The 18402-nt window shown below is 71.4% G+C and carries 18 protein-coding genes; 11 read left to right on the top strand and 7 right to left on the bottom strand.

Translation table 11 applies throughout. From position 1 onward, the window contains the following. Nucleotides 1-4: 4 nt before the first annotated feature. From KBY47_RS34815 to KBY47_RS34825, 3 genes are all read right to left on the bottom strand, one after another. Entirely contained in the window at nucleotides 5-1066 is a 1062-nt protein-coding gene (locus KBY47_RS34815; RefSeq protein WP_308405397.1) for a hypothetical protein, read from the bottom strand. A 148-nt stretch (nucleotides 1067-1214) separates the two neighbouring features. Then, nucleotides 1215-1376 (bottom strand): hypothetical protein, encoded by a 162-nt coding sequence (locus tag KBY47_RS34820; RefSeq protein WP_210928419.1) that lies wholly within the window; start codon nucleotides 1374-1376, stop codon nucleotides 1215-1217. Between the two features lie 193 nt (nucleotides 1377-1569). Further along, nucleotides 1570-4557, bottom strand: a complete 2988-nt coding sequence (locus KBY47_RS34825; RefSeq protein WP_210928420.1) for an AfsR/SARP family transcriptional regulator — start codon at nucleotides 4555-4557, stop codon at nucleotides 1570-1572. A 186-nt stretch (nucleotides 4558-4743) separates the two neighbouring features. On the opposite strand from KBY47_RS34825, the gene KBY47_RS34830 reads away from it, so the two are divergent. Both KBY47_RS34830 and KBY47_RS34835 read left to right on the top strand, forming a co-directional pair. Then, complete coding sequence (locus KBY47_RS34830; RefSeq protein WP_210928422.1) at nucleotides 4744-5979, top strand: amidohydrolase family protein; 1236 nt, start codon at nucleotides 4744-4746, stop codon at nucleotides 5977-5979. After that, the gene (locus tag KBY47_RS34835) at nucleotides 5976-6908 is read left to right on the top strand and encodes an LLM class F420-dependent oxidoreductase (RefSeq protein ID WP_210928424.1); all 933 of its coding nucleotides are present in this window, start codon (nucleotides 5976-5978) and stop codon (nucleotides 6906-6908) included. The genes KBY47_RS34830 and KBY47_RS34835 overlap by 4 nt, the downstream gene beginning before the upstream one ends. A 56-nt stretch (nucleotides 6909-6964) precedes the next feature. On the opposite strand, the gene KBY47_RS34840 is transcribed toward KBY47_RS34835, so the two are convergent. Beyond that, the gene (locus KBY47_RS34840) at nucleotides 6965-7936 is read right to left on the bottom strand and encodes a CHAT domain-containing protein (protein WP_210928426.1); all 972 of its coding nucleotides are present in this window, start codon (nucleotides 7934-7936) and stop codon (nucleotides 6965-6967) included. 103 nt (nucleotides 7937-8039) lie between these two features. Between KBY47_RS34840 and KBY47_RS34845 the strand changes: the two genes are divergently transcribed. The 7 genes from KBY47_RS34845 (at nucleotide 8040) to KBY47_RS34875 (ending at nucleotide 15435) form a co-directional block, all read left to right on the top strand. Then, nucleotides 8040-8561, top strand: a complete 522-nt coding sequence (locus KBY47_RS34845) for a hypothetical protein (protein ID WP_210928428.1) — start codon at nucleotides 8040-8042, stop codon at nucleotides 8559-8561. 16 nt (nucleotides 8562-8577) lie between these two features. Next, a complete protein-coding gene (locus KBY47_RS34850) occupies nucleotides 8578-9195 on the top strand; it encodes a hypothetical protein (protein ID WP_210928430.1) in 618 nt (205 codons plus the stop codon). 31 nt (nucleotides 9196-9226) lie between these two features. Beyond that, nucleotides 9227-9919: a DUF6338 family protein gene (locus tag KBY47_RS34855; RefSeq protein WP_210928432.1), complete on the top strand. Its 693-nt coding sequence runs from the start codon at nucleotides 9227-9229 to the stop codon at nucleotides 9917-9919. 234 nt (nucleotides 9920-10153) lie between these two features. Then, the gene (locus KBY47_RS34860; RefSeq protein WP_210928434.1) at nucleotides 10154-10924 is read left to right on the top strand and encodes an SDR family NAD(P)-dependent oxidoreductase; all 771 of its coding nucleotides are present in this window, start codon (nucleotides 10154-10156) and stop codon (nucleotides 10922-10924) included. A gap of 116 nt (nucleotides 10925-11040) precedes the next feature. Next, nucleotides 11041-12159 (top strand): LLM class flavin-dependent oxidoreductase, encoded by a 1119-nt coding sequence (locus KBY47_RS34865; RefSeq protein WP_210928436.1) that lies wholly within the window; start codon nucleotides 11041-11043, stop codon nucleotides 12157-12159. A gap of 85 nt (nucleotides 12160-12244) precedes the next feature. After that, on the top strand, nucleotides 12245-13984 hold the full coding sequence (locus KBY47_RS34870; RefSeq protein ID WP_308405398.1) for a D-aminoacylase: 1740 nt from the start codon (nucleotides 12245-12247) through the stop codon (nucleotides 13982-13984). Beyond that, nucleotides 13981-15435 (top strand): aldehyde dehydrogenase family protein, encoded by a 1455-nt coding sequence (locus tag KBY47_RS34875; RefSeq protein ID WP_210928440.1) that lies wholly within the window; start codon nucleotides 13981-13983, stop codon nucleotides 15433-15435. The genes KBY47_RS34870 and KBY47_RS34875 overlap by 4 nt, the downstream gene beginning before the upstream one ends. Nucleotides 15436-15453: 18 nt before the next feature. Here the strand turns inward: KBY47_RS34875 and KBY47_RS34880 are convergent, their stop codons facing one another. Then, complete coding sequence (locus KBY47_RS34880) at nucleotides 15454-15849, bottom strand: nitroreductase family deazaflavin-dependent oxidoreductase (RefSeq protein WP_210928442.1); 396 nt, start codon at nucleotides 15847-15849, stop codon at nucleotides 15454-15456. Nucleotides 15850-15955: 106 nt separating this feature from the next. On the opposite strand from KBY47_RS34880, the gene KBY47_RS34885 reads away from it, so the two are divergent. Further along, nucleotides 15956-16777: an endonuclease/exonuclease/phosphatase family protein gene (locus tag KBY47_RS34885; RefSeq protein WP_210928443.1), complete on the top strand. Its 822-nt coding sequence runs from the start codon at nucleotides 15956-15958 to the stop codon at nucleotides 16775-16777. On the opposite strand, the gene KBY47_RS34890 is transcribed toward KBY47_RS34885, so the two are convergent. After that, entirely contained in the window at nucleotides 16764-16955 is a 192-nt protein-coding gene (locus KBY47_RS34890; RefSeq protein WP_210928445.1) for a DUF397 domain-containing protein, read from the bottom strand. The two genes, KBY47_RS34885 and KBY47_RS34890, sit on opposite strands and share 14 nt — an antisense overlap. 10 nt (nucleotides 16956-16965) lie before the next feature. Next, on the bottom strand, nucleotides 16966-17817 hold the full coding sequence (locus tag KBY47_RS34895; protein WP_210928447.1) for a helix-turn-helix transcriptional regulator: 852 nt from the start codon (nucleotides 17815-17817) through the stop codon (nucleotides 16966-16968). Nucleotides 17818-17970: 153 nt separating this feature from the next. Between KBY47_RS34895 and KBY47_RS34900 the strand changes: the two genes are divergently transcribed. Further along, nucleotides 17971-18402: ATP-binding protein (locus tag KBY47_RS34900; RefSeq protein WP_210928450.1), on the top strand; the 432-nt coding region annotated here is incomplete at its 3' end.

The following is an 18402-nucleotide window of genomic DNA, read 5'->3' on the forward strand; positions in this document are numbered from 1 at the left end:
CAGCTCAGTAGGCCGTCAGGGGGCGGTCGCTGGACGATGGTGAGGGGCGCAGGGCCGTGTGGATCTGGGCGATTATCTGCTGAGGGCGGTGAAAGACCTCCTCGGCGGTGAAGCGGAGGAGGCGGTGCACCTCGGGGCACTGTTGGATCTGGTTGAAGCGGGCGATGTCCTGGCGGTGGGCGGTGCGGGTGCCGTGGTAGGCGTAGCCCTCGATCTCGATGCCGAGGCCCTCGGGGCGGAAGAGGAAGTCCAGGAAGCGGCGGCGCCCGTCGAGGGTGTGGAGTTCGGCCTGGGGTTCTGGGTGCAGGTCGGCTTCGTGCATGCGGAGGCGGGCGACGGTCTCCGCCGGGGAGCCTGAGCGCGGGGAGGCCAGGGGCAGCCACGCGCGTGCGCGAACTGAGCCTCGGTCATTGCCGTCGAGGGCGGTGGTCAGCGCCGCCGGGGTGGTGAGGGGGCCGCGTCGGACTCCGCCCACCGTGCGTCGGGAGAGTGCCGAGTCGACGGCGATGAGGGCGTCGTCGCGTGGGCCTGCCCGTAGGAGGTCGGTGAGGGTGCGGACCGGGGTGGTCACGCGGAGGCCCCGGCGCTCGGTCACGGCGTCGGGGAGGAGAGGCGTGCGGTGGACTCGTACGCCCTTGGCCTTGGGGCGGTAGCCGAGGCGGGGGTCGATGAAGTCGAGGGGGGTGGCTGAGGGTGGGGTGGGTGTTTCGATGAGCCAGAGTCTCGCGGCCGAGCGGTGGCTCACGACGAGGCGCGGTTCGAGGAGTTGCTCGGCGCGGAGGCGGGTGACGAGGTCCGGGACGTGGCCCGGTTCTGCCCAGGCGCCGTTGCGGAGGCGTGTCCAGCCCTCGCTATGGAGGGTGCGGGTGAGCGTGCTTCGGGGCCAACCGGCTTGCAGGGCGCGGGAGACGAGCAGCACCCTGCCCTCGGCCAGCTCGGCCAGCTCGGCCAGCTCGGCCAGCTCGGCCAGCTCGGGCAGCTCGGCCGGCTCGGGCAGTTTGACCAGCTCTGCCAGCCCCGGCAGCTCGGCCGCGTCGGTCCGTTTTCCCCGCTTTCCCTTTTCCACGGGCTCAGGTTGCCTGAGGTCTACGGTGGTCCGCTCAGCCTGTGGATAAGTCCCGGGAGCCGGCCGTTGAGGAGGCCGGTCCCGTCAGAGCGGCCGCGGCGGCTCCCCTCCGCGCCGCCGCGGCCGATCCCCCGTGGACGACGTCCGGTTAGGGCTGCTCGTCGGTGATGTGGGTGTCGAGGGGCTTGGCCTCACCCGTGTCGACGTCGGTGATGTGGGTGTCGAGAGGCTTGACCTCCCCGGCGTCCGCGCTGGTGATGTGGGTGTCGAGCGGCTTGATGGTGCCGTCGTTCTTCTTCTCTTCGGCCATGGTGTTCAACTCCTGTGACGCTGGTGGCGAGGGTCGCCCGGCGACTCCCCCGAGTCCCGCCGGGCGACCGTGCGGGCCGTTCACCATATGTGGACGGCCCCGACGACGACCCGTCTGCCCCCCGACGCGACGGATCGACGGACTCAGAGTGGCGGAGCGCGATAAACGAATGATGAACGCCCGTACCGCCCGCCTAGGCTGCCGCGACGGGGACGAGCAGGGCGCGCACCTCCGCCGTTTCCGGCGACCCGAGTTCTTCGTAGATGGACAGCGCCTCGCGCCAGCACGCCTGGGCGCGCCCGCTCTGCCCGATCCCGTCGAGGGCACGGCCCAGCACGGTCAGTACGTTCCCGCGGCGCCATTCGCCGCCGATGCCGCGCAGTACGGCGAGCGACTGCTCGGCCAGGGCAGCGGCCGATGCGGGGTTCCCCGCCGCGAGGCGCACTTCGGCGATGCGGAAGATGGCCATGCCCTCCCAGAGCCGCTGCCGGCTGTCCCGGAACACCTCGAGCGCCTCCGCCAACCGGTCCGCCGCCTGGTCGAGGTCACCGGCTTGGGCGAGAGCCAGTCCGAGGGCGTACCGGCCGTTGGCGCCGCGCAGGGTGTGGCCGAGACGGTCGTAGATGCCGATGCCCTGCCGCGCCAGGGTCACGGCGCTGTCGGTCCGGCCCATGGCCAGGTGTGAGCGGGAGAGATTGCACAGGGCGCTCGCCTCTCCGGCGAGGTTCTGGTCGGCGCGGAAGTTGGTGATGGCCTCTTGCAGGTACGCCGCGCCTTCGCTGTGCCGGTTGCGGTAGACGGCGATGACGCCCCGGTGATTCGGCACCCAGCAGTCGAGGGCGGGGTCGTGGAGGTCGTGGATGAGCGCGGTGGCCTTCTCGGCCTCCTCGGCGGCCTGGTCGAAGCGCCCGGCGGCCAGGTGTGCCTCCGTGAGCGTGGTTCGGGCTCGTGCTTCGGCACGGGTGTCGCCCGCGGCGGTGGCGGCGTCGCGGGCCAGGGCGGCGTTGGTGCCGTAGTCACGGGAGTTCGTGCCGGACTCCGCGAGGTCCTTGGCGGCCCAGAGGAGGTCGACGGCCTTGCGCAGCCTCCCGTCACCGAGGGCTTGGTGGACGCAGGCCAGGAGGCAGTTGGCCTCGGCGTACAGCCAGTCCTGGGCCGCGTGGCGGTCGGCGAACTCCAGGCCGGGGTGAGCGGTCGCCGCCAGGTGGTCCACCAGTCGGTCCCCGGGCCGTTCGGTCGCGTACACCCGGGCCGCGGTGGCCAGGTAGAAGTCGAGGAGTCTCGACATGGCCGCGTCCCGTTCGGCCGGGGGCTGCTCGTCGCGTTCGGCGCAGGCGCGGGCGTAGAGGCGGACGAGGTCGTGGAAGCGGTAGCGGCCGGGGGCGGCGGATTCGAGGAGGGAGGTGTCGACGAGGGATTCGAGGAGGTCTTCCGTGTCGTCGGCGGGCATGTCCAGGACCGCCGCTGCCGCCGACAGGGAGATGTCCGGGCCGTCGGCCAGGCCGAGGAGGCGGAAGGCGCGGGACTGGGCGGCGTCGAGGGCGCCGTAGCCGAGTTCGAAGGTGGCCTTCACGGCCAGGTCGCCCGCCTGGAGTTCGTCGAGGCGGCGGCGTTCGTCCGCGAGCTTGGCGGCCAGGACGGAGACCGTCCAGGTGCGGCGGGTCGCGAGGCGGGAGGCGGCGATGCGGATGGCGAGGGGCAGGAAGCCGCAGGCCGCGACCACGTCGAGGGCCGCCTTGCGCTCGGACGCCACCCGCTCCTCCCCGACGATCTTCGTGAAGAGCGCCAGTGCCTCGTCCGGCGACATCACGTCCAGGTCGACGAGGTGCGCCCCGGCCAGGTCGACCATCCGGACCCGGGAGGTCACCAGCGCGGCGCAGCCCTCCGTGCCGGGGAGCAGGGGCCGTATCTGGGCGGCGTCGCGGGCGTTGTCCAGCAACACCAGTACCCGGCGGCCGGAGAGCACCGACCGGTACAGGGCCGCGCGTTCCTCGAGGGAGTCGGGGATCGCGGAGTCCGCAGTGCCGAGGGCGCGGAGGAAGGCGCCGAGGACCGTCACCGGTTCCGCGGCCCTGGGTCCGGCGCCCTGGAGGTCGACGTAGAGCTGCCCGTCGGGGAAGGCCGGCCGTGCACCGTGTGCCACGTGCACGGCGAGGGTCGTCTTGCCGACGCCACCGATGCCCGCCACCGCGGACACCGCCATGACCCCGCCCTCGGCCGAGGCGAGGATGTCGCTGAGTTCGGCGACGAAGGACGCGCGGCCGGTGAAGTCGGGGACGGAGGCGGGCAGCTGCGCCGGGCGGACGGGCGTGGCGGGCGGTTCGGCCTCGGGGGCGGGGGGTTCGGCGAGGCCGGGGTCGGCCTGGAGGATGCGCTGCTGGAGGTCGCGCAGGCCGGGGCGCGGGTCGACGCCGAGTTCCTCCGCCAGCAGGCGGCGGGTGTCGGCGTAGACCGCGAGGGCCTCCGCCTGGCGTCCGCTGCGGTACAGGGCGAGCATCAGCAGTTCACGGAGCCGTTCCCGCAGGGGGTGGGCGGCGGTGAGGGCGGTCAGTTCGGAGACCGCCTCCGCGTGGCAGCCCTGTTCGAGGTCCATGTCGAGGCGGGTCTCGAGGAGTTGCAGCCGCCATTCCTCCAGGCGGACCCGTTGCGTCTGGGCGTAGGGGCCCGGTACTCCGGCCAGGGTCTCGCCGTCCCACCGGGCGAGGGCGCGGCCGAGCAGGTCGCGGGCGTGGCACAGGTCCCCGGCGCCGCGGGCCTTCTCCGCCTCGGCGGCGAGGTCCTGGGCCTCGGTGAGGTCGAGCGACCCGGCGCCGAGCCCGCGCACGGCGTAGCCGCCGGACTCGGTGACGAGCACGCCGGGGCCGAGTGTCTTGCGCAGCCGGGAGGCGTAGGTGCGTACCGCCGCGAGCGCCTGCGACGGAGGTTCCTCGCCCCACATCGCGTCGATCAGCTCGGCGGCGGTCGCGGTGCGGCCCTCGCGCAGCAGGAGGGCGGCGAGCAGGGCGCGTTGCTGGGGGGAGCCGGTGGCGAGCGGTTCGTCGCCGCGGCGGGCGCGTACCGGTCCCAGCACGCCGAAGTGCAGCGGCGGGGAGTCCGGGCGCCGCCGCTGTTCCGGTACGCGCGGTGCTTCGGGTGCGTCCGGTACGTCCGGTGCCTCCGGTACCCGCGGTACTCCGTCCATGCCGTCCCCCTAGACATCCTGAACAACGACGTCAGTTTGCCTTGTTCATGGCGATCCCGTCAGCCGCAGGAGACGGCGATCACAGGCGGCGTACGGGGGTTCACAGGGTTCTCACGCCTCCTTCGCGGCGTCCGTCCCCGCATCGAGACCTGACGCATCGTCAGATCGGCGCTACCGTGCCTCTCCATGGACACCCCCATGGAGACCCCCTTCCCGCTGATCATCTCCGTCGACGACCACACCGTGGAGCCCCCGGGCGTCTGGCAGGACCGGCTCCCGAAGAAGTACCTGGACACCGGGCCCCGCACCGTCCGCGCCCCGCTGAAGGAGATGACCTTCCTCGGCGGCCGTTTCAAGCCCGTCATGGGCACTCCGGGCGACAGCGACGGCCCCCTCGGCGACTGGTGGGTCTACGAGGACCTGCACCGCCCCCTCACCCGCCTCGACACCGCCGTCGGCTACAGCCGGGACGAGGTCAGGCTGGAGATCATCACCTACGAGCAGATGCGCCCCGGCTCCTACGACGCCCCCGCCCGCCTCGCCGACATGGACGCCAACCACGTCCAGTCCGCCGTCTGCTTCCCCACCTTCCCGCGCTTCTGCGGCCAGACCTTCACCGAGGCGGCCGACCACGACCTCGCCCTCCTGTGCGTGCGCGCCTACAACGACTGGATGGTGGAGGAGTGGTGCGGCCCGGACGCCCGGGGCCGTCTGATCCCGCTCACCCTGATCCCCCTCTGGGACGCGGAACTCGCCGCGGCCGAGGTCCGCCGCAACGCCGCCCGTGGTGTCCGCGCCGTCGCCTTCTCCGAGATACCCCCGCACCTCGGGCTCCCCTCCGTCCACACCGACGACTGGGACCCGTTCCTCGCCGCGTGCGCCGAGACCGGCACCGTCATCGCGATGCACATCGGCTCCAGCAGCCGTATGCCGTCCACGTCCGCCGACGCGCCGCCCGCCGTCGGGTCGACGATCACCTTCGCCAACTGCTGCTTCTCGATGGTCGACTGGCTGATGAGCGGCAAGTTCGAACGGTTCCCAGAGCTGAGGGTGATGTACGCCGAGGGGCAGATCGGGTGGATCCCCTACATCCTGGAGCGCGCGGACGTCGTCTGGGAGGAGAACCGGGGCTGGGGCGGGGTCGCCGACAAGGTGCACCGGCCGCCCTCCGAACTGTTCGCCGAGCACGTCCACGGCTGCTTCTTCGACGACGCCTTCGGCCTGCGCAACCTGGACGCGATCGGCGTCGGCAACGTCCTCTACGAGACCGACTACCCCCACTCCGACTCCACCTGGCCGGAGTCCCGGCAGGTCGGCGAGGCGCAGATGGGGCACCTGGACCCGGCGGTCGTCGAGCGGATCGTGCGCGGCAACGCCATCGAACTGCTCCAGCTCACCCCGGAAGGTCTCTGGTCGCCATGAGCCTGGAATCGAGCCTGGAATACGGCATCCAGCTGCCCGTCCAGGCCCAGAGCGCCCTGTTCGCCGAGCCCTGGGAGGCCGCCGCCGGCCCGGCCGACCTGGTCGCGGTCGCCCGCGCCGCCGACCGCGCCGGGTTCGGGTACGTCGCGAGCTGCGACCACGTCGCCGTACCGCGCCGCCTCGCCCCGGCGATGAGCACGGTCTGGTACGACCCCGTCGCCACCCTCGCCCACCTGGCCGCCGTCACCGAACGCGTCCGCCTGCTCAGCCACGTGGCCGTCGTCGGCCTGCGCCACCCCCTCCTCACCGCCAAGCAGTACGCCACCCTCGACCACCTCTCCGGCGGGCGGCTGATCCTGGGGGTGGGCGCCGGGCACGTGCGGGAGGAGTTCGAGGCGCTCGGCGTGGACTTCCGGCGGCGCGGCGCCGTCCTCGACGAGACGCTCGACGCGCTGCGGGCCGCGCTCGGCCCGCAGGAGTTCCCCGAGCACCACGGCGAGCTGTACGACTTCGAAGGGCTCGGCCAGCTGCCCCGCCCCGCCCAGCCGCGCGTCCCCCTCTGGGTCGGCGGCTCCTCGCCCGCGGCCGTGCGCCGCGCCGCGCTCAAGGGCGACGGCTGGCTGCCCCAGGGCGACCCCCGCGACCGGCTGCCGGACCAGATCGCCCGCCTCACCCGGCTACGGGAGGAGGCGGGCGTCCCGGACCCGCTGACCGTGGGCGCCCTCACCGAACCGCTCTACGTCGGCGCCCCGGCCTGGGACGTCGGCCGCCGCACCCTCACCGGCCCCCCGGACGCCCTCGCCGAGTCCCTGCGGGCGTACCGGGCGATGGGCGTGCACCAGATCCAGGTCCGGCTGCGCAGCCGGACCCGCGACGAACTGACGGACCAGATCGAGGCGTTCGGCGCCGAGGTGGCGCCGCTGCTGTGAGAGGGAGGGCCGGGCCCGTTCGGAAGCCAGGGCATGCCCCGTTCCTCTCCCAGGGTCTACTCATGGGCATTCGGCGGGCTGACGAGGACGGCACGGGCCGGATCGGCATGTGGGGCGTGGAACATCACGGGAGCGTCATGGTCGGGGAACTCCGCATGTCGCAACGCGACCTTCGCGAGGTTGTGGGCAGCACGAAGTGACTGTCCCTCGCAGAGAGTCGCGTAGAAACGGGCCGCGTAGTTGATCGCGGTCTCGTCGTCGATCTCGCCGGTCATACCGATGGCGAACGGAACCGTTCCGGTCAGCTTCTCCGCCTGCGCCGCCGAATCGCAGGCAAGCAGCAGCACTAGCTGCGGCGGCTCGTCCACGGCGGCCAGCACGTCGGTGAACGTCTGGGCCTTGACTGGGACGCCGTAGTGCCGGACGTCCTTGTTCTCCTCGAAGAAGAGTTCGTCCTCGTTGCCGTGGCCGGAGAAGTGGACCACGTGCGGCCGGAATCGCGGCAGTTGGGTCAGCAGGTGCGCGGCCGTCGCGGCGGGGTGGGCGTCCACCACCACCCTGTCCCTGTGAGTGGCGGCGTGCACGGCCTCCCTGATCCGGTCCTGCTCCCGGGGGCCCCGGAGATCACCCTCGGGCCCCGCCCCGAGCCACAGCACTCGCAGCTTCTCCGACGCCGGGGCGGGCACCCGGCCGCCTCCCCCCGGGCCCCGGCGCTCACCGCGGGAAGGTCCGGGCTGCCCGTGCGCGGCGAGCCGTTCCTCCATCCGCGCTGCCTCCATGCGCCGCTCGGCGGCCGTGCGCTCCCACGCCTCGGCGTTTTCGGCTGCCGCGTCCGCCTGGCGCGTGTGGTGTGTCGCGGCCGACGGGAGATCCGCCATCCTGCCCGATGCCTCGGCCCGCTTACGGGCTTGCGAGGCGTACCCGCGTTGCTCGGTTTCCCGGCTCCTGTACGCCTGAGCCCGTTGTTCTGCTTCAGCCTGCGCCCGGCGTATTCGGATCAGCTCATTCCGAATGTTGTCATCGTTCATCGACTGCGTCCTTACAGGGAATGAACCGGCGGTTCTGCATGGTTGGGAGAAACAATGCATGGGCATCCACTATCCACTGGCCGCGGAGAGATCGTGAGTGGCGATGGAACGTAGTGAGCGTTTGCAGCACTTGCTGAGTCAGGCCGATCCCGAAGTGCTCGCTCTGGTCAGTAGTTCCTCTGCCGGCGCGGACGCCTCTGACGCAACAGGGGACGACAGCCGACACGGTGGCGGGCACGACGTGGTGGACGATATCGCGCTGACAGGTGGACTGGCGGCCCTGCTGGCAACGGGTGTGCGCGCTCAGAAATTCCTGCGGCGTATGCAGCGTGGCCGTACCGCCACATCCGACGACCGCCCGCACCCGCCCGCCGGTGCGGATGGAAAAACTCCAAATGACCCTCCGACCCAAAAGGATCTTGTGGACCTCGCGATCCTGTACGTCGTCCGCAGGCACCGCGTACCCAAGGACCAGCTGAGCTTCGACTCGATCTCCTATCACGACGAGTCACAGGCGTGGCTTGTCTCCCTGGCTTATGCGCGAGGTGGCGTGTACGACGTGGCCATCAAGTCCGTCAACAACGACTGCATACCTTGCCATTCTGAGCTATTGCAGGCCGACTGAGCGCGGGAGGGATTCCATGAATGCCGGACGACCTGGCCTGGTTACGGCGCACGACCAGTTCGAAGTGGACGTCAGACTCAGGACGGGGGAGGACATCGCACTGGTCATCCAGGACGTACAGTTCCAGATACACCAGCACCAGCACTTCGCCCAGCTGCTTGCCCGGAAGAACCCGATCGTCCGGCATTTCAGTGCCGTTCAGAAAAACGGGCTGGTGGAACTCATGTACAGCCCTGGACTCGCATCGAACGCGGCGCATGCCGTCGAGGAGTTCGGCAGGTCTCTCTTCCACGGCCTGCTGCTCGGCGCCACCGCGAAGGAGGCACGCGTGAGAGTCACCGCCAGTCAGACGCCGATCCGGCGCGCAGGACAGTTGACGACGGGGTACTCGTACCACAGCACGGAGCAACTCAAGCACCTCTTCTCCGCCACCGGCAACGCCACCAGGGCGGCACAGCACGCCGGACACGCCTGGGAGGACACCCAGCGGACACTGGACAACCTGTTCGCCTGGGCGATGGGCCTGCCCAGCAAGGGCTACTTCATCGTGGAGGGCGGCAAGCCGCGACCGCTGCCCGAGATCGAGGACGACATCCGCTTCAACGACCTGAGGCCGGTGCGGACCACGGGCTGACCGTTCCTCATCGCGGGAACGAGAGGTCCTCATGCCCACCGACGGCCGCGGCCTGTTGCTGTTGATCGTGCTGCTACTGCCCGGATTGACATATGTCGCGCTGCGCGACCGGCGGAGCAGCGAACGCCGTCCCACGGCGTTCCGGGAGAGCGGCGCGGTCGTCTTCTGCAGCCTGGTGACCGAGTTCGTGACGCTTGTGTTGTTCGCGGTCTTGAGGTGGCTGCTTCCCGGGCTCACGCCGGATGTGGGCCGCCTCGTCCGCGAGGGCGGTGAGTACGCGCGGCAGCACTACGTGTCACTGGGATGGTGGGGGGCGGGGCTGCTCGCGTTCGCCTGCGGGCTGGCCGCCGCCGCGTCCGTGCGGGCGGCGGCCCACGCGCACCCTTCTCAGATGTCCGCCTGGTGGGTCCTGTTCGACGGCTGGTATCCCGGCGAGACCGTCACGGTGGGGTGTCTGCTGGAGGACGGCGCCTATCTGGAGGGCAGGCTCGCCTCCTTCAACGTGAGCGCCGAGGACGCCCCGGACCGGGACCTGGTGCTGATGCAGCCGTTGAAGTACCGGGCGCCCGGCGAAACGGAGGCGCATCCCCTGCCGTGGAGCGCGGGATGTGTGTCGGCGAGCCGGATCGTGACGCTCTTCGTCAGCTATCCGATCGCGGGGGCGGAGGGGGCGGAGGGGGCGGAGGGGGAGGAGGGGGAGGCGTCCGGCCAGGCCGGGCGGTAGTCTTCTGGCCCCTTTTTCCTGACGAGGGGGGCGAAGGGGGTTGCTGCGGGAAGTGGGCCATACGTGATTCCTCTCACGTAAATGCCACGCCGGGGGCCCTGGCAGCCACCAGCGCCAGTCAGCAACAGCGTAACTTCCCGCAGCCCGTCACGACGCGGTGCGACCTGGCCCTCCATATCTGACGTACCGTCAGTTATGGTGCCCGGTGCTGTGTCCCGTCTTTGAGGAGGCCGCATGGGCAAGCTCGACGGACGTGTCGTCATCGTCACCGGCGCGGCGCGCGGGCAGGGCGAGCAGGAGGCCCGGCTGTTCCGGGCGGAGGGCGCCCGGGTCGTCGTCACGGATGTGCTGGACGACCTGGGGGAGGCCCTCGCGAAGGAGATCGGGGCCGTGTACGTGCACCTGGACGTGGCGCAGGAGGACGACTGGCGGGCGGTGGTACGGCGGACGCGGGAGGCGTACGGGCACCTGGACGGGCTGGTCAACAACGCCGGGATTTTGCGCTTCAACTCCCTCACGGACACCCCGCTGGAGGAGTTCATGCAGGTGGTGCGGGTCAACCAGGCCGGGTGCTTCCTCGGGATCAAGGTGGTCGCGCCGGAGCTGGCCGACGGCGGCACGATCGTGAACACCGCCTCCTACACCGGGCTGACCGGGATGGCGGCCGTGGGCGCGTACGCGGCGAGCAAGCACGCCGTGCTGGGGCTGACCCGGGTGGCCGCGCTGGAGCTGGCGCCGCGCGGGATACGGGTCAACGCCGTCTGTCCGGGCGCGATCGACACGGCGATGTCCAACCCGGCCCGGCTGGATCCGGCGGCGGACACCGAGGAGACGGCCAGGGCGGTCGACGGTCTCTACCGCAAGCTCGTGCCGCTGGGGCGGATCGGGCGGCCGGAGGAGGTGGCGCGGCTGGCGCTGTTCCTGACCTCGGACGACTCGTCGTACATCACCGGACAGCCGTTCGTGATCGACGGGGGGTGGCTCGCGGGGGTGTCGGTGGTCTGAGGCCGCTCATGACCTGACGGGTCGTCAGCTATTGACGGCTCACGCGGGCGGTGCCACAGTCAGCGATCTGACGAACCGTCAGTAAACAGTCGGCCGACCGGGGACGGTGAACCTCCGTGGAATTCGGGCTCTTCGTACAGGGATACGTGGGCAGGCGTGCCGAGACCGACCCACTCGCCGAGCACAAGGCACTGATGGAGGAGACCGAGTACGTCATCCAGGCGGACCGGTCCGGCTTCAAGTACGCCTGGGCGTCGGAGCACCACTTCCTGGAGGAGTACTCACACCTCTCCGCGAACGACGTCTTCCTCGGCTACCTGGCCCACGCCACCGAACGCATCCACCTCGGCTCGGGCATCTTCAACCCCCTCGCCCAGGTCAACCACCCCGTCAAGGTCGCCGAGAAGGTCGCCATGCTCGACCACCTCACCGGCAACCGCTTCGAGTTCGGCAGCGGACGCGGCGCCGGCAGCCACGAGATCCTCGGGTTCCTCCCCGGCATCACCGACATGAACCACACCAAGGAGATCTGGGAGGAGACCATCGCCGAGTTCCCCAAGATGTGGCTCCAGGACGAGTACGAGGGCTTCCAGGGCAAGCACTGGTCGCTGCCGCCCAGGAAGGTGCTGCCCAAGCCGTACGGCAGGTCCCACCCCGCGATGTGGTACGCCGCCGGGTCGCCGCCTTCGTACGCCATGGCGGCGCGCAAAGGGCTCGGGGTGCTGGGCTTCAGCGTGCAGAAGGTGTCCGACATGGAATGGGTGATGGAGCAGTACAAGACGGCCGTCGTGGACGCCGAGCCGGTCGGGGACTTCGTCAACGACAACGTGATGGTGACGACGACCGCGATCTGCGCGCCCACCCACGCGGAGGCGATCGAGACCGCGGTGCGCGGGCAGTTGCACTACCTGCCCTCGCTTGTCTTCCGCTACCACGACACCTTCCCGCGGCCCGAGGGCTTCCCCGTGTGGCCGGAGACGCTGCCCGAGTACACCGCCGAGTTCGTGGAGCTGCTCATCGAGGAGGAGCTGCTGATCTGCGGCGACCCGGACGAGGTGCTGCGGCAGTGCGAGCGGTGGGAGCAGGCCGGGGCGGACCAGATCAGCTTCGGGCTGCCGGTGGGGGTGCCGAAGGAGGAGACGTTGCGGACGATCCGGCTGATCGGGGAGCACGTGATTCCGAAGATCGATACGGATCCTGTGCATCGGACGACGCGGTTCCGTCAGGGGGCGTGAGCGCCGTCGGCGGGTGCGGGTTGTGTGGGGTCGCTCGCGCAGTTCCCCGCGCCCCTGGGTAAGTCATCGCGCCGCTAGCCAGGAGGTGCACCTCATGCTCGATCACATCATCCAGGGCGCCACCGTCGTCGACGGCACCGGCAGTCCCGCCTACACCGCCGATGTCGGCCTTCGGGACGGGCGTATCGCCGCCGTCGGGAAGATCACGTCACCCGCCCGCACCCGCGAGGATGCTTCCGGTCTCGTCCTCACCCCCGGCTTCGTCGACCCCCACACCCACTACGACGCCCAACTCTTCTGGGACCCCTACGCCACCCCCTCCCTCAACCACGGCGTGACCACGGTCGCCGCGGGGAACTGCGGCTTCACGCTCGCGCCGCTGAACCCCGAACGGCCCGCCGACGCCGACTACACGCGCCGGATGATGTCCAAGGTGGAGGGCATGTCGCTGGTGGCGCTGGAGGAGGGGGCGCCGTGGAGCTGGCACGGGTTCGGGGAGTACCTGGACGCGCTGGAGGGGCGGATCGCCGTCAACGCGGGGTTCATGGTCGGGCACTGCGCGCTGCGGCGGTACGTGATGGGGGCCGAGGCGGTCGGCGGGCAGCCGAGCGAGGAGCAGCTGGCGCGGATGGTGCGGCTGCTGCACGAGGCCATGGACGCGGGGGCGTGGGGGTTCTCGACCACGCAGTCCAGTACGCACTCCGACGGGGACGGGCAGCCCGTGGCGTCCCGGCACGCGCGGCCCGCCGAGCTGCTCGCGCTGGCACGGGCGGTCGGGGAACACGAGGGCACGCAGATCGAGGCCATCGTCGCGGGGTGCCTGGACCAGTTCAGCGACGCCGAGATCGAACTGCTGGCCGAGCTGAGCGCGACCGCCGGGCGGCCCCTGAACTGGAACGTCCTCACCGTCGACGCCGCCGTCCCGGAGCGCGTGCCCCGGCAGCTGCTGGCGAGCGAGCGGGCACGGAAGGCGGGCGGGCGCGTGGTGGCGCTGACCATGCCCATCCTCACGCCGATGAACATGTCCCTGGGCACCTTCTGCGCGCTGAACCTGATCCCGGGCTGGGGCGAGGTACTGGGCCTGCCCGTCCCCGAGCGGATCACGCGGCTGCGCGACCCCGACGTGCGGGCGGAGATGCTGCGCCGGGCGGCGAGCAAGGAGGCGGGGGTGTTCCGACGGCTGGCGGACTTCGGGCGCTATGTCATCGGGGACACCTACAGCGCCGCCAACGCCTCGCTGACCGGCCGCGTCGTCCGGGACATCGCGGCGGAACGCGGCCAGGACCCCTTCGCCGCCCTGGTGGAGATCTGCGCCGCCGACGACCTGCGTACGGTGCTGTGGCCGATGCCCACCGACAACGACCCGGCGTCCTGGTCGCTGCGCGCCGAGACCTGGCGGCACCAGGACGTCCTGCTCGGCGGCTCCGACGCGGGCGCCCACCTGGACCGCATGTGCGGGGCGCCGTACACCACACGCTTCCTCGGGGACTGTCTGCGCGGCCGGAGACTGGTCGGCCTGGAGGAGGCCGTGCGCATGCTCACCGACGACCCGGCGCGGCTGTTCGGGCTGCGCGAGCGCGGGCAGGTCCGGGAGGGCTGGCACGCCGACCTCGTCCTCCTCGACCCCGAGCGCGTCGACGCCGCCCCGGCGACCCTCGTCCACGACCTCCCCGGCGACAGCCCCCGCCTCGACTCCAGGGCGCTCGGCATACGGGCGGTCTGGGTCAACGGGGTCGAGGCGATCCGCGACGACACCGTGACCGGGGAGGTGCCGGGCCGGGTGCTGCGCTCGGGCCGGGACACGGCCACGGTGAGCACCCGGTGACCCCGGTCCCCGCCCGCCTCCTCATCGGCGGGGAGTGGGTGGACCCCGACGGCGGCCACTACGAGGTGACCGACCCGGCGACCGAACGCCCCGTGGGGGACGCCCCGGAGGCCTCCACCGAGCAGGTGTACGCCGCCTGCGCCGCCGCCCGCGAGGCCTTCGGGCCCTGGTCGCGCACGGCGCCCGAGGAACGCGCGGCGATCCTCGCCCGTACGGCGACGCTGATCCGGGACCGGCTCGTCCCGTACGCCGACCTCGCCCGTGCGGAGAGCGGCGCCACGACGGCGACGGCACGGGCGATGCAGGTCGGCGTGGCCGCGGCACGCTTCCGCCGGTACGCGAAGGCGGAGGGGACGGAGACGGCGATCCCGCCGCAGATCAACCCGGCCGGTCCGATGGGCCCCGCGAGCGTGCTGGGGGCACTGGCCGTCCGCCAGCCGGTCGGCGTCGTCACCTGCGTCACCTCCTACAACAACCCGTGGGCGAACCCCGCAGGCAAGATCGCGCCGGCGCTGGCGATGGGCAACACGGTGGTGGTGAAGCCCGCCCCGCAGGACCCCCTGTCCGTCTACCGGATGGCGGAGGCGCTGGAGGCGGCCGGGCTGCCGCCGGGCGTGGTGAACGTCGTCTCCGGCCGCTCGGTCGCGGTCGGGGAGGCGGCCGTGGACTCCCCCTACGTCGACATGGTCAGCTTCACCGGCTCCACGGCCGTCGGCCGCCGTATCGCCGAGGTGTGCGGACGGCACATGAAACGCCAGCTGATGGAGCTGGGCGGCAAGGGCGCCGCGATCGTCTTCGACGACGCCGACCTCGACGCGGCGGTGTCCGGCATCGGCACCACCTTCTCCTTCTACAGCGGCCAGATCTGCACGGCGCCGACGCGGGTGCTGGCGCAGCGGGGCGTGTACGACGCGCTGGTCTCCCGGCTGGCCGCGTACGCCCGCGCGCTGCCGGTCGGCGACCCGGCCGCGCCCGGCACGGTGGTCGGCCCGCTGATCTCCGCCGCCCACCGCGACCGCGTCGAGTCGTACGTCGAACTAGGCCGCAAGGAGGGCGCGGTGCTGGTCACGGGCGGCGAACGCCCACCCCTGGACCGGGGCTTCTACGTCGCCCCCGCCCTCCTGGCCGACTGCACCAACGACATGCGGGTGGCCAGGGAGGAGATCTTCGGCCCGGTCGTCACGGTCATCCCCTTCGAGGAAGAGGAGCAGGCCGTGGGGCTGGCCAACGACAGCGAGTACGGCCTCATCGACTACGTCTGGTCGCGCGACGTCGCCCGCGCCTTCCGCGTCGCGCGGTCCCTGCGCGCGGGCGGGGTCGGGGTGAACACGGTCGGCCGCAACATGGAGGCCCCGTTCGGCGGCTTCAAGCAGAGCGGGGTCGGGCGGGACGTGGGGTCGTGGGCGCTGCACGCGTACAGCGAGGTGCAGTCGTTGGTGTGGCCGGGGTGAGGGGGCGAGGGCCCGCCCTCAGGCGTCCAGATCCACCCGTACGGTCAGCAGATCGGTCCCGAACGCCCGTACGGCCGCGCTGTTGAACCGCGGCAGGGTCCGCATCCGGGCGACCGGGTCGTCATCGGGGAGGAGGTGGGCTGTACCGCTGTGCCACCGCCCGTGGATGCGCACCCGCACCCGGGGGTCCGCCTCGATGTTGCGCACGTACTGCGACCGCCCGCCGAACTCCGACACCAGCCAGAACGACTCCCCGACCCGCCGCCCACCCACCGGCGTACGGCGCGGCAGCCCCGAGACGCGGCCCGTGGTCTCCAGCAGGGTGTGACCGGGCAGGCGGCGGGTGAGCGGATTGGCGACGCGGCGCTGGAAGGCGGTGGCGGCACGGAACCGGAGGTTGGCGAGACGGCTCATGGGGTGGGGCTCCTGTCGGTCTGGTCTGACGCGTCATGCCGGGGCCGGTGTTGCTTCAATGGTCCTCGGCGCACGCTGAGGGAAGCAGGTGGCTGCGGTGCGGGTGATGACCTGGAATCTGTGGTGGCGGTTCGGCCCGTGGGAGGCGCGGCAGAAGGCCATCCTGGGGGCGCTGCGGGAGGTGCGCCCCGATGTGGTCGGCCTCCAGGAGGTGTGGTCCGCGGGCGGCGAGAACCTCGCCGAGTGGCTGGCCGGAGAACTCGGCATGCACTGGGCCTGGGCCGCGTCCGGGAAGCCCGAGCGGTGGCAGCGGCGGATCGGGGACGCGTCGGTGGACGTGGGCAACGCGGTACTGAGCCGCTGGCCGGTGACGGAACAGGCGGTCCTGCCGCTCCCCACCCCCGACGACCTCGACGACGGCCGCCTCGCCCTGTACGCCCGGCTCGCGGCCCCTGGCGGCGACATCCCCTTCTTCACCGTCCACCTGACGTCGGCGGTACACGCCTCGGCCGTCCGCGTACGGCAGGTACGGGCACTGGCCGCCTTCGTCGCCGAGCACCGCGGTGACACCCCCTTCCCGTCCGTCGTCACCGGCGACTTCAACGCCTGGCCCGACTCCGACGAGGTCCGCGCCTTCAGCGGCACGCGCACCGCACCGGCCGTCCCCGGCCAGGTCTTCCTCGACGCCTGGGAGTACGCCGACCCGGCCGCCCCCTCCGCCACGTGGGACATGGCCAACCCCTATGTCGCCGCCACCCACGGCCCCAGCGTCCGCATCGACTACATCCACGTCGGCCCACCCGGCCCGAACGGCCTCGGCCACGTCCACACCGTCCACCGCGCCTGCGACGGCCCGGTGGACGGCGTCTGGCCCTCGGACCACGCGGCGGTGGTGACGGAGCTGGCGGACGGGGTCAACGGGGGGTGAGCTGGCCCGCCTTGAGCGCGTGGAGGAGGGCGGTGAAGGCGGCGGGGGTGGTGGTGAGGACGGGGTGGGGTGGGTGGGGGCGGTCGGTTATGTGGATGGTGGTGGGGGTGGGGGATATGTGGACGCAGGCGTCGCCTTCCTGGCAGTAGGACGCCTTCCGCCAGCGGTGCGGGGTCATGTCGGCTCCTTCACAGGTTCTGGGCGATGGAATGGATGAGATCCCGGGACTTCTCCGGGCTGAGCGCGGTGGCTTCCACGATGTCGAGGAGGTTCCGGTACTTGTCGAGAAGGGACTCGGCATCCAGGAGCACCGGGCCGTGGAACTGGTCGAGTTGAGCCGTGTCGAGTTGGGGCACGGATCCGTACAGGTAGTTGATCGACTGGCCTGAGCCGGGGAACGCGCCCACGTCGTACGGAATCACCCGGATCGTGATGTGATCGCGTTCGCTCATGTCGAGCAGGTGCTGCAACTGGGCACGCGACACGTCCCGCCCGCCGACCCGCATACGCAGCGCGGCCTCGTGCACGGTGGTGCGGTACGCGGTCGGAGCGTCCCCGTAGAGGATCCCCTGTCGCTTCACGCGGTGCGAAACCCGGTGCTCGACCTCGGGGGCCGTGGGCGCGGGGATGACGTGGCGGAAGATCTCACGGGCGTGGTCGGCGGTCTGAAGCAGCCCGGGCATGTGGGCGGTGTACGCCGTGCGTACGGCGATGGCGTGGTGCTCCAGTTCGGCGAGGTCGAGGAGACCTGAGGGCAGCACCTCGCGGTACGACTCCCACCAGCCGAGGGTCCTGTCGGTCGCCATGGTGACCAGGGCCTCGATGAACGCCTGGTCGGGGCAGGAGTAGATACGAGCCAGAGCCCTGATGCGCTCGGGGCTCACCCCGAACCGTCCCGACTCCACATTGCTGAGTTGCCCTTGGCTGGTGCCCAGCGTCCGCGCGGCCTCGGTCGCCGTCATCCCCGCGCGCTCGCGCATCTTGCGCAACTCTGCCGCGAGCCGGAGACGGCGCGCCGTCAGCGGTGGTCTTGCGGACACGTGAACCCCTCCTGGATGTGCGTTCCAAAGGCCCGTCACTCATACGAGGGAAGCTGGGCGAAGTATCCCTGGAGCCCGCAAATGCTATTTGCTCAGCCTCTATGGTCATCCTCGGGCGCCCATCCAACTCCCCTCGGTGATCGGAGACTTCCGATGGCAACGGTATCCCCGTCCTGGAACTACACCCTGCACCTTCCCCACGATCCCCGCGCACCCGGCATCGCACGCGCCACCCTCAGACTGATCCTCGCCGCCCACGAGTTGCCGGAACTCACCCCCACGGCGGAGCTGCTCGCAGCGGAACTCCTCTCCAACTCCCACTGCCACACCAGGGGCCCCTACGCCCTCCGCGTCCGCGCAACGGAACCCGGCCGCCTCCGAGTAGCGGTCTGGGACACGGACCCCCACATCCCACCCGCCTTCTCGAACGACCGCACCCCCGCACCACCCCCAAACACCGACGCCGAGCACGGACGAGGCATCCCCCTCCTCCAGTCCTGCGCGGACACCTGGGGCGCGTCGGTACTGCACAACCTGGGCACCTCCAAGGGCGGCAAGCTGCTGTGGGCAGAGTGCGCCACGGGC

Source organism: Streptomyces sp. B93 (genome assembly GCF_018070565.1).
GTDB lineage: Bacteria > Actinomycetota > Actinomycetes > Streptomycetales > Streptomycetaceae > Streptomyces.